The sequence below is a fragment of the Halobacillus salinus genome (assembly GCF_004684905.1).
GTDB lineage: Bacteria > Bacillota > Bacilli > Bacillales > Halobacillaceae > Halobacillus > Halobacillus salinus.
Genome location: NZ_SRJC01000001.1, coordinates 1459932 through 1472327 on the forward strand (window position 1 = coordinate 1459932; position 12396 = coordinate 1472327).

The following is a 12396-nucleotide window of genomic DNA, read 5'->3' on the forward strand; positions in this document are numbered from 1 at the left end:
CACTTCTAAAAAATTGAAAAAGCGATGGCCACTCCACCACCGATAGCGAATGCAGTCAGAAACGCCTCTGCACCTTTAGATAATCCTGAGACAAGATGACCTGCCATCAAGTCTCGAACGGCATTCGTAATGAGCAAGCCTGGTACAAGCGGCATAACTGATCCGATGATCACTTTATCTGCTTCACTTCCCAGTCCGAAACTCAATAGCGTAAATGCGAGCGCTCCAATGATTAAGGAAGCTAGAAATTCCGCAAAGAATTTGATTTCGAAGAAGCGGTGGAAGGCAAGCAGTGCAATAAACCCGACTCCGCCCGAAATACAAGCCGGTAAAAAGTCGGACCAATGACCCTGAAACATAATTGCGAAGCACCCACTTGCAAGCGAAGCGGCAGCTATTTGAGTGGGCATGGAAAACTTCACTCCAGCCTGATCAAGCTTCGTAAGCTGCTCATGAGCGGCTTGAATATCCAGGTCTCCAGCCGTGATCTTTCTCGATATGTTATTTGCAATCGTTACATGACTAAGGTTAGTCGTGCGATCCGAAACCCGGACGAGTTTGGATGGTTCCACTTGGCTTAGGGAGAAGACAATACCTGTTGGCGTAACGAAGCTTTGCGCTTCCTCTTTTCCATATGAAGCTGCAATACGGGTCATCGTATCTTCGACTCGATACGTCTCCGCTCCGTTTTGAAGCATGATCCTTCCAATCAATAAACACAACTCGATCACTTCTGTTGTGCTAGTTTGAGGTTTCATTAGGCCCTCCCCCTTTTCCTGTTTGATCTCGTTTCTAAAGTGTAGCCGATTCTATTTCCTATTCGCAACAGATTTTTGACAAGCTTGGGTAAAAGTCATGAAAAAAGTGGTTCCTTATAAGGAACCACTTTCGAAAAATTTCATGATTATTTTTTCTCTTCTACCGGATCATCGAATAAGTCGGTGAATTTCGCTACGTTTTCATTTGTGAATTCGAAGGCCATTCGGACTTCACCGAACCCCGGTTGGAAGAAGTAACCTTGTACTTCGTAGCTACTAGCATTCTCTCGTACTTTTGTCAGGTGGAAATAGCGCTGGATGTACTGAGCCATTTCTTCAAGTTTCTTGTTCCGCACCTTGATCCATTGTTGTTTTAGTTCTTCTGTTTCAAAGTCTGATTCTTTTAGCATATCCTCACTCCTCTACGGAAATAGAAAACTCTGAATCTTCTATACTCATTATAGTATAAAAGCTTCCACATCTTTTCAACTATCCATAAGAAAAACTTATCTCTTTTTACCTTGTGGAAAGAGCCACCGCTTATACAAATGATCATTAGTTACAAAACGATTTTCATCTTCGTGACTTTTATAATATCGGTCATCACAACAAGGAGTTAAACTTCTCTCCTAAACAGCAGGGAATCCGCTCCCCTCCTATATCTATATGCTTACCCCGAGAGTTAGAACTTTAAAACGATTCCTTGGCGACATGGCGCTCCTCACCACTAGAACGAAGCGAGTGAACCAGCGCCAAAGAAATAAATAACATAAGGAAACAACCTGAACAAACCGCTAATCGAATCGACTCCGCCTCTGCAAGTAACCCGATTGTTATTACAGATAAGATGACAACAAAGGACTCCCCCCATTCATATAAACTCCCTACACGTCCCATAATAGAAGGTGGAATATGGTCTTGATAAAATGTCAGAAAGCCTGTGTTAGCAAATGCCAGTGAAAATGAAAGCAGAAAGCATCCAATTGCTGCACCCAAGAATCCATTTGAAAAAGCATAGATCAAATATCCCATTGCCATGCCTAATCCACCACCGCTCATCGAGAATCGTGTTGTCGTCTTATCAATTAAGATATTCTGAATGACAGCACCTAAGATAATCCCTCCCCCCGCAATACTGACTAGGATCCCGTAGCTTGGATTCGACAACCCGAGCACCTGCTTGGAAAATGCCGCCTCCAACGAATCGATAGCCGCCGTCATTACAATAAGCAAGGTGAACAAACTGTAAATAATCATCGTTTTCGCATGGGTATGACTGAAAGAAACAACCAGCTTCCAGTCTTCCCTTATCGAGAATGAGGAGGATTCCATTGTTTCTGTCCGTACAGAAGGTAGCCACAGTGTCAGAAATGCAGATAAAAGAAATGTAGCACCATTTAAGTAAACGGCAGCCCAAGGGGAGCCGATCCAGAACATTAGCCCTGCAATGCCTGGGCCGAGGAGGAACCCGCCGGAATCGACCAGACTTCTAAGCGCATTGAACCGCTTCCGTTCTCCTTTTGCCAGGAAACTAGTCATGTACACCATCGATGCAGGCCTGAACATGGCGCTTGCCATATTAACAAGAAAAACAAGGCAATACATAATGATTAGAGATGAGAAGAAAGGAAGAATGATGATCAAGAGTCCTCTTACCGTATCTAACCAGATCATAAGTCCCCTCGCGTCAAGCCTGTCTATAAAACTCCCCGCCCAGCCATTCGTCATCATCGCTGCAGCTGGCTTCAATAGATATAAGACTGCTACGGCAAAGGGAGATCCGGTCATGTCTAACACGATCAAATTGAAAGCTATCAAGTAAATCCAATCTCCGATATTGGATAATCCAATATTAAACAATAATAATTTCATCAGGTCGCACCTCTTTCCATAAAGTGATGGAAACAAAAAAAGAACCCCACCCCCAAGACTAAGTCTTGGGGACGAGATCCTTTCGCGGTGCCACCCCAGTTTGTTGATACGTCACCATATCAACCTTTTCGGGTACGCCATCACTGGTTATACCCTAGCTCTGTAACGGGAGCACCCGGCGCACGATCCCAACCATCGTTCCCATGCGACGCTCTAGAGGCTTGTTTCAACGAGGTCGTCCTTGCTCTTTTCACACCATCAAGAGCTCTCTGTGAAGAACTGTACTCATCTACTCTTCTCTTCCCTGCGTTTGGATATTTCTTCTATTATTCACTAATTGCATTCTTTTGTAAATCTTTATTTTTGTAAACTTCTCGAATCAATGCTTAATAGTACACGCTTCTTATTATTGTTGTAATCACATTTAAGAAATTGAGTCTGTTATCTAAGAAATAATTGGCTGTCCATCTTTATATGTAAATAAGTGACTGCCCTTTTCACTCAATAGAACTGGTAAGTATTGAGCGACCATTTCTGCAATTCCAAGATTTTGAGGATTAAGTATCCAATCAATAGACTTCCAATCTAAGATCCCTTCTCGTGTTTTCAAAGGGATTTCATATTTCAAATCTTCATCAATCTCAAACAAGTAGACATATATCCCATCCTGTTCACCGTTGTTATTTTCCCATCTTACAGTACCTTTAGAAAAATAAGTTTCTACTCGGATCCCTGTTTCCTCAAATACTTCACGTAAAGCACCTTCATCAGGGGATTCGTCCTTCTCAACCTTACCGCCTACTCCATTCCAGACTCCCATGATAGGAGCTTTTTCCCGATTAAGCATCAAAATTCTATTTTTTCTCTTGATAAAGCAAACTGTGTATTTAAACATCGTATAGACACCTCTTCATTTAAGCTTTCATCAAATTATAGCCTCTAAAATATAATTATCCAACACTGATTCACTTCAGATTCTGGCGACTTAGCAACTCATGCCTTTACCACTATCTTTAGGCGTAAGAAAAGCCAGCATACAATGCTGACTATTTCCTTTGTTATTAGGCATGAGCTTTGACGTTCTTTTCACTTCTATGTTTAGTAGCAATGATTCACTCCGTCACTTGAGTGGAAATCCACCACGTATTTCCAGCAGGGTCCGAAACCCCTCCACGACGATCAGAGTCATCTTTTTTTACAGGCTCCTGCACCGATTGCCCGCCCGCTTCAAGGGCCTTATGATAAACAGCAATCGAATCGGGTACATAGAGGTGAATATGAGCTTTATAACCCGGCCACCCTTCCGTCGACTGCGCAATCATAATAACCGAATCATCAAGTTTAACTTCTGCGTGCATGATCGAACCATCGTCCCTCTCATAGCGGCGAAGTTCTTGCCCATTAAAGGCTTCTTTTAAAAAATGGATAACTGCGGTTGCATCATGGGTCACTAAATATGGAGAAACGGAAGAGTATCCTTGCGGTTTATAGCTCATCTTCTAACCTTTCCCTTCTCGTGGTTGAAATAATTACAACCGTTTTATGATTTCTTATTTTTCATTATACCGTATTGAATTGACGTTTATTGAATGAAAGAGCCGTAAACGTTAAGACAAATCTACCGATCAGGAAGCGGTTTATATGTTAGCTCTTGAAATTCTAAACTTGGTGCTATTTTAAACCTTTATATAATTAATTTGATAAGCTCTTGTTGTTCACTGATTTAGCTATCAATTTCTATAATTATTTCCCCAGGAGTCCAGCTTCCATTCATTTTGAATGCTAGCTTCTCACTACTATCAGATACTTCAAAAGTCGATTCTGTAACAACCTTGCTTCTACCTTTAATTTCAAATCCATTCCAAGTGGAGTCTGTGGTCACTTCTTCGAATTCTATCGGTTTGTAAGACTCCCCATCACTATTCATCAATTGGAAAGTTTGCGGTTTATACACAACACTCGCCTCTCCAGTTTTCTTGTGATAGGAAATTCGGATGGTGATTAACTTCTCGGTTGTTTTGAGACTTGAGGGAGGATCTACACGTTCTACAGTGACTTCTTTATCCTCTCCGTCAAATACTTCATCTCCAAGTTTTAAGGTCTTATATGCAGTCTTTTTCTCCGACATGATAGAATCCCCAGATTGACCGGGTTCATCACCCTCAACTTTGATTTCCTCCTCAGTGGGGGCAGAAACCTCAAGATCCCCTTCCGTTCCTTCGATGTCATTCGTAGTTGTACTACTGGAATCAACCTGTTCATTCGAATTCGAATTCGAATTTGCGGGTATGGCAAACAGCATGATGGCAACGACTCCGGCAGCCAAGGTAACACCTCCCATACTGAATACATATCGGAACGCCTTTTCTGTTTTGGCCTTGTTGGATACCCCTCCCCGAAAACCTTCACTCGGTGTCAATTGTACGGCCTTCATGGCAGGTAACATTGCTCCGACAATTCCCGTAACAATTGGGATTAAAAGGGTAGACGAGAAAAATAATAGAGAATCAAATGGAAATTGATTGTAACTGATGGTGATGGCTGCAAGGGATATGGAAAGACCTAACAGTCCAGCAATCAATCCAGAAATAGCACCTTCCCAAAGGACTAGCACCCTTACCGTATGATTCCTCCATCCTAATGCTTTCAAGACAGAGAATTCTGCTTGCCGTTCGGATACATTCTGCCACATGATTTCTGCGGTGGTGAGAATAGCAATCAGTAATGCAACACCCATAGCTATATAATGCATGACACCGACTTCCATGGCTACAAACTCACCAAGCCAAGTAGTATACATGGTTCCACGTAATTGAACGGTGATAAACAAAAAATACATTAACATAGCCGCAGGAAGGGCAATAGAGACAACGGATAACAACGCTCTCTTCCATTGGGTCATCAATTGATTGGCTGCCATCCCAAAGCTAGTGAGGGCTTGGAAGCTATGTCTTTTCTTTGTTGACACTTCCCCTGACTTCATCGTTTCGTATGGCGAAATCCTTTGCACTAAAACACTCGGAACCAACGAACCTAAAAGGTAGACCGACAGTCCGAATATAGCGATGAACAGCAGCCTCCATATAGATGTCTCCACATCATTTGTGACATAAATGATCCCTAGTATCAGCCAACTGACTAAGGAGACAAAGATTCCTAGGATAAGCGCTTCTATAAATATTAGCAAGCTCAATTGCTTCGGTCGCCAGCCTACCGCAAGTAATACGGCAAACTCTTTTTTACGTGCATACATCATCATGATGTTAGAGGTGAACACATACACTATAGCTACGACAATGACACTAGCTATAACACCGGACAATCCCATTTTCGACTCCTTAAAAATGGAGATAGAAGAACCGAGCTTAATCCAAGGTTGTTCAACCCATCCAAGGCTCTCCTTCTCACCAGAAGCTGGGATGTGGGTAATGGCCGGCTGTGGCGATGACCCCAAAGTAATATCGGTGATCAAACCTGTTTCTTCTTCAATGTCTTTTGCTATTTGTTCAAGCACCTGTCCACTAGATTCGGACATTTCATTGACACCGTGCACTTTTACACGGATAGCTGATATCGGCTCCTCTCCGAGAACCTGAGAAGCAGCTTCAATAGTGGTCAACAACAGTGGAGGCTTCGTCAGGAAACCATAAGGATTGTTCAGTGGCTTCATTTCTTTTGGAGGATTAATAGGATTCTGATCATTATCCATTACCCATTTTGCACTTGAAGGAAAATACGTTTCCATCGGGAGCTCATTCAATGGATCCTTAGACAGGTCCAATTGAGAGGGGTCAAACACCCCATGAAAATCAAGTTCTAAACGAGGCCAGCCTTCACTAGTTTCGGAAAACATACTGATAGGCCGGTACGCATGCTTTTGTGCTAAAGGGCTGTCCTCTGGCACAGAATAGGGTTCTACCTGATAGGCGAAAGGCCAACGCTCCCCGAATGGACTGCTGACTTCTTGATAGTTTACGGGGGAGGGCTGGAAGGCCATCCAGTTGAAGGAGTCAAGAGATGCCCCGGCATCCTCATTGGTTCCTTTGATTAACTCAATCGTTTTTTGGTGGGATTCTTCTGAGGTAAAAGTAAAGTGATCGATTTGTTTAGCTTCAAGATCATCGAGGTATTGAATTCCTCCCCTATCCTTAACTTCGTTCATAACTTCTTCTTGTTCATCCTGCTTAAAAGATTGCTCGAGCTTTTCAATAGTATAGGTGGACGTTCCTTCCACAAATGACTGGTTACTCAACAGAACAGGGATATTAATATTCTGGATCCCTGTACTGACCTCCTTGATTGAAACGTACGCTTCATTATCTAAAAAGCTTTTGGATTGTTCCGTTTTATCTGAAATGGCATCATTCAACCCTGCTAATTGGGCTTCTGCTTCTGGGTCTATTCCTGCAATCAGGATATTATTGCTATTAATCAGCTTTCCATTAAATCCAGTTACGCCATATTCACGCTGGGTACCTTGTGGGGCCTGCCAATCTCCAACAGTGAAATAAAGGGTATTGTCGTCCTCATAAGTACTGACACCATTAGTCGTTGAATTGCTCATATGTAGACGATATATACCAGGTTCATCATAATTTACTTCCGCCAGTGTTGTACCATAATCTACGTAACCCATCATGGAGATCGGAGCTGCTGTTTCTATCTTTTCCATGGAACGGATGGTTTCATATTGTTCAAGAGATATTCCTCCACTAAGTCCGCTAAGATAGTTAGGCTCTAGTAACTTTTTATCTTCTGTTACACTTCTACTTCCAGGAGGACGTACGACAATATCGTAGGATGATTTCCAACGTTTTTGCAGTTCATCAACGATTGTACCTTGACTAGCTTGAGTCGTTCCAACTAGATAACTTAACCCGATACTTACAATCAACGCACCAATCAATAGCAAAATAAACCGTTCCTTATTTCGCCACCACGAATTCCAAATGAATCGTATCATTTTCCTCCCCCATTATCATGTATGACGTTTCCATCTTTCATTTCAATTGTACGACCAGCTCGAACAGCTAGCTCGGGTTCATGTGTAACAAAGATAACCCCGCATCCTTTCTCCTTATTAAGTTCAAGGAGCAGGTCAAAAATAATCTCGCCTGTTTCGGTGTCGAGATTTCCAGTAGGTTCGTCTGCTAGCAGCCAATGAGGCTCATGGATTAAAGCTCTAGCTACAGCAACACGTTGCTGCTGTCCTCCTGAAAGCTGGGAAGGTAGGGAATGAAGCTTATTTTCAAGTCCTACATCCACCAACAGCTGCTTCGCACGATCCTTCTTATCGTAAGAAACCTTCCTAGATAAAAGCGGTGCCATTACATTTTCAAGAGCCGTCATAGTAGGCAACAGATGATATTGTTGAAAAATAAAGCCAATGTGTTCAAATCTGAAGTCTGCTAACTCATTGGCGTTCATTCCATGTAGCTCTTGCTTTTCGTAGTATATGTGCCCACTAGTCGGGGCATCTAGTGTACCAACAAGACTAAGAAAAGTAGACTTCCCAGAACCCGAAGAGCCAACAATGGAGACGAACTCTCCCTCTACAAATTCCAAATTAACTTGATTTAGTGCAATTGTATTTACACCGTCTCCCATATACTCTTTATGTAATCCAACGCATTCTATTGTATGTGGCATATACATTCCTCCATGAAGATTTAGTACGAATTCAACTATGTACAAAAATCATTATGATAATACTGATTATTTTTCACCCATATTACGAAGTGCCTATTTTTAGATTTAAAACTCTATTACACCACTTCTCTATCACTCTCAAAAATCCCTTTAATTACCAAAACTGAATCATACTGATCTTGAAACTTAACCCTCAATTTCCTGGCTCAATATTTAAATAGGCGGACGTTCTCTCTGTTAGAGAATCTCCCGTTTCATTAATACTATTTTGCAACCTCCTTCTCCTAATTTTTTTCATGATTGTATTGCAGAATAGACTATAAAAAGAAGCACAACCCCATCCATAGTATGAATGGGGTTGTGCTTCGAATTTTCGCATATATCATTTTATTTCTTGTAAAGGAGGTAGTGCTTCCTTACTTTATTGAAGTCTTTGAGCTCATCTTCCCACCGATCTTTTATGTCTTCAACAGATTCTCCATTTTCAATTGCTTCTCGAATCCAGCCATTCCCGACTAAAAGATCGAAGAAGGATACGCCTGCAGAGTTTTCCGCACGGAACTCGAAGTCTTCCGGATACATGTCATGAATCGTCTTCACGAGATAAACACCGGTTTCTACAGCATTGAACTCTTCACGATCGGTGACGTGTATCTGCACTCCATGGGTCAATTCTCCAGCATGCTTTGAGAAAGATGGTGTGAAGGATGCCGCTCTGAACCTTACTCCCGGTAGGTTGTAAGCATTCATCGCTGCAGCAAGATCCGTACTATTGATGAAAGGTGCACCGATCAATTCGAATGGCCGAGTCGTACCGCGCCCTTCTGAAACATTCGTCCCTTCAATCAACGCCGCGCCTGGATAAACGAAAGCCGTATCGACAGTCGGCATATTCGGTGAAGGAGCTACGAATTCAAGACCAGTTTCATCATAGTCCATGCTCCGCTTCCACCCTTGCATTTCCACAACCGTTAAGTCCGCACCAATCTCAAATTCCTTATTGAACAATTTCGCAAGCTCTCCAACTGTCATTCCATGGCGAAGTGGAATCGGATAGTTTCCAACGAAGGACTTGTAGTCTTCGTCCAACACGGGACCTTCCACTTGTTCTCCACCTAGCGGATTCGGGCGATCAAGTACGATAAATGGAATGTCGTTTTCCTGAGCTGCTTCCATCGCATACGCCATCGTATAGATATACGTGTAAAAACGTGTTCCAACGTCCTGGATATCAAACAACAACACATCAATGTCCTCTAACATTTCCTTAGTAGGTTTACGTGTCTTACCATAGAGACTGTAGACAGGAACTCCCGTCTTTTCGTCTATATAAAAATCCACATACTCTCCGGCCTGAGCACTGCCCCTGACCCCATGTTCCGGGCCATACAATGCCGTGAGGTTGACGTCCTCATCGTCGTATAACAAATCAACGATGCTGTTCAAATTTTGATCAACACCGGTCGGGTTTGTGATAAGCCCTACATTCTTCCCTTCAATCAGTTCTTTCTCTTCATCTAAGAGGACTTCCACTCCAAGCTTGAAGGCTTCCCCTTTTTTATGATGTCCTTTGTGTTTCCCAGGGTTTCCATTATGATCCGCGAAAACGACGGAGAACGTCGACCATGTCATGATTAATACGAGCCCGAGCATAAACCACTTTTTCAAAATAATCTCTCCCTTTTGATTATGATGAAGAAGGGCGCGGTGCCCCTCTTTGTTCATACCGTAGTTCCCTAATAGCTCAACCCTGTCCCATATTCAAACAATACGCCACCATCTGTACCTGGGATCGTCACAGGCAGTTGGCCAGTTGGATTGTTTGTACCGAAAATGGTAGCAGCCGTTGCTTCAAAGCTTGCATCTCTGAAGCCATACTGGGCGATATAAGCGTCCACCCCTGGATAAGCCATGACGTCATATGGATTGCGGATTCCAACACCGACCACTTCTGCATCTGTATTGGCCATCACTTCTTGCATCAACTGCATTTGAGGATGGTTTGCCGAACGCGTGTACACATTGTATGTGTACGTACCAAAGATGACTTTTTCTGCTTGCGCCACGATTTGTTTCTGCTCGGCCGTTAACTCGCTTTCTCCTGTTTTGATCAACGTTGTATTAGAGTGGTGAGCAGTTACTTCATCCGCAAGGTCTGCAATAAACGTGTTTCCGATAACCACTACCTGATCATCACCTGATGATTCTAGTGGCAGGACTCCATCATTTTTCACGAGTGTAATAGAGCGTTCTGCCGATTCTTTTTCAACAGCTTTATGTGCTTCTGATCCGACGACTGCCTCAGCTTCTGCGATTTTCTCCTCAATTGGTTGCATTGTTTCCTCTTTAATGATGCCTCGGTTCAACTTCAGTGTAAGGATCCGTTCCACCGAATCTTCAATCGTAGCCATCGGGATTTCACCGGACTCTACAGCGTCATAGACCCCTGTTGCAACTTCTTCAAGACCTACTGGCATGAGCGCAATGTCTGTCCCGGCATTGATTGCACGAATAACAGCATCGACCGGCCCAAAATGGTCAGCAATTGCTTTCATATTCAAAGCATCAGTGACGACGACTCCTTCATAATTCATCTCCTCACGCATTAAACCTGTAAGTACCTTCTTAGAAAGCGTAGCTGGAATGGCGATTTCAGTACCATCTTTCTGTGAAATTACTTTGGTATCATCGATTTTCGGAAACGTGATATGTGCGGTCATGATCGCATCAATCCCGGCATCCATCGCCTGTTGGAACGGATACAGTTCAATTTCCTTCAGACGTTCTAGGTCGTACGGGACTTCAGGAAGACCTAGGTGAGAATCTGTCGCCGTATCTCCATGACCCGGGAAGTGTTTCGCCGTTGCGGCTACCCCGTGCTTTTGCAGACCTTTCGTGTAAGCTACTCCCATTTTCCCGACGAGCTCTGGATTTTCACCAAAAGAACGTACGCCGATGACAGGGTTATCCGGATTGTTATTCACATCCATAACGGGGGCAAAGTTCATATTGATGCCAAGGGATTCAAGTTCAGCTCCGATCACTGAACCAACATCTTCCGCAATTTCCTCCGAGCGCGTGGCACCTAAAGCCATGTTCCCTGGCATATCCGTACCTGATTGAAGACGAGTTACAATGCCGCCTTCCTGGTCAATCGTCATCAGTAGTCCGTATTTTTCAGATGCTGCTTGATAATCGGAGACAAGCTTCGCTGTTTGTTCTGTTGTCACGACATTTTCCCTGAATAAAATAACCCCACCCAGGTGATATTTCTGTACCATTTCTTCGATTTCAGGGAGCATTTTTGTGACATTTTCTCCTTCCCACTTTCTAAAATCAGGCATCAGCATCTGACCGACTTTTTCCTCCATCGTCATGTTGGAGAGGGCATGTTGTACGAGGTCGTAACGATCACCGCCCTGCTTTTTAATGGAAGGCTTGAATTCCGGCTTGCCTTTCTTCTTCTCTGAACGATCTGGCTTGTAGTCCAAAGCGATCCGGTCTTTAAATTCGCCATTCGATACCGTCACCCATGCTCGACCAGGTTGTCCTGTAAACGTAACCGTACCATCATCTTCAACGGTAGCAACGTTTACATTCTTCGATTTCCAGACGAGACCTTCCTCTACCCTAGTAAAATGTCCGTCTTCATAAACGTTCAGTGCCGAGAGAGTAAACGAATCTCCTTCCATCGTGACATCTGCCTCTGGGACATTCTCAAAGATAATGACATCGGATAATCCATTTTCTTCAGCCGCTTCCACCTTTGTCCCCATTAACCAGGACGGCAGCATCATACCAATGGTCAGTGTAAAGATAAACATCCATTTGCCCGCCATTCTCATTCACCATTCCTCCTTGATTTATCTATTTGTAAAAGGTGTCTTACTATCCATAAAGACCCTTTTGCAAAACATCTCCTTAATAACCAATGCCATATTAAGTCGGGACAGGTGAATTCATGTTGTAAACGTTTACATTTTGTAATAAAAGCGTAACGGAAATAGTTATAGTCGTCTATACCACTTAAGGCCTGAATCTTTGATCATTTCTCTGTTTCCCAAATCTTTCCTCCCATTTCAATCGAATCATTTAAATAATTATGTCGCACCATTTT

The 12396-nt window shown here is 43.0% G+C and carries 9 protein-coding genes and 1 other annotated feature; all 9 genes read right to left on the reverse strand.

What is annotated here, in order from left to right; translation table 11 throughout:
• Positions 1 to 5 precede the first annotated feature (5 nt).
• Positions 6 to 758 (reverse strand): threonine/serine exporter family protein, encoded by a 753-nt coding sequence (locus E4663_RS07955; protein WP_135327191.1) that lies wholly within the window; start codon positions 756 to 758, stop codon positions 6 to 8.
• Between the two features lie 146 nt (positions 759 to 904).
• The gene (locus E4663_RS07960; RefSeq protein WP_079480303.1) at positions 905 to 1168 is read right to left on the reverse strand and encodes a hypothetical protein; all 264 of its coding nucleotides are present in this window, start codon (positions 1166 to 1168) and stop codon (positions 905 to 907) included.
• Between the two features lie 280 nt (positions 1169 to 1448).
• On the reverse strand, positions 1449 to 2630 hold the full coding sequence (locus E4663_RS07965) for an MFS transporter (protein ID WP_135327192.1): 1182 nt from the start codon (positions 2628 to 2630) through the stop codon (positions 1449 to 1451).
• Between the two features lie 64 nt (positions 2631 to 2694).
• Positions 2695 to 2944, reverse strand: a binding site (T-box leader).
• A 131-nt stretch (positions 2945 to 3075) separates the two neighbouring features.
• A complete protein-coding gene (locus E4663_RS07970; RefSeq protein ID WP_135327193.1) occupies positions 3076 to 3525 on the reverse strand; it encodes an NUDIX hydrolase in 450 nt (149 codons plus the stop codon).
• Between the two features lie 217 nt (positions 3526 to 3742).
• Entirely contained in the window at positions 3743 to 4126 is a 384-nt protein-coding gene (locus E4663_RS07975; protein ID WP_079480306.1) for a VOC family protein, read from the reverse strand.
• 227 nt (positions 4127 to 4353) lie between these two features.
• A complete protein-coding gene (locus E4663_RS07980; protein ID WP_135327194.1) occupies positions 4354 to 7593 on the reverse strand; it encodes an ABC transporter permease in 3240 nt (1079 codons plus the stop codon).
• A complete protein-coding gene (locus E4663_RS07985) occupies positions 7590 to 8279 on the reverse strand; it encodes an ABC transporter ATP-binding protein (protein ID WP_135327195.1) in 690 nt (229 codons plus the stop codon). The genes E4663_RS07980 and E4663_RS07985 overlap by 4 nt, the downstream gene beginning before the upstream one ends.
• Positions 8280 to 8666: 387 nt before the next feature.
• Complete coding sequence (locus E4663_RS07990; protein ID WP_135327196.1) at positions 8667 to 9947, reverse strand: exo-beta-N-acetylmuramidase NamZ family protein; 1281 nt, start codon at positions 9945 to 9947, stop codon at positions 8667 to 8669.
• A 68-nt stretch (positions 9948 to 10015) separates the two neighbouring features.
• Positions 10016 to 12124, reverse strand: coding sequence for a glycoside hydrolase family 3 protein (locus tag E4663_RS07995; RefSeq protein WP_135327197.1), 2109 nt, complete (start codon positions 12122 to 12124; stop codon positions 10016 to 10018).
• Positions 12125 to 12396: the final 272 nt, after the last annotated feature.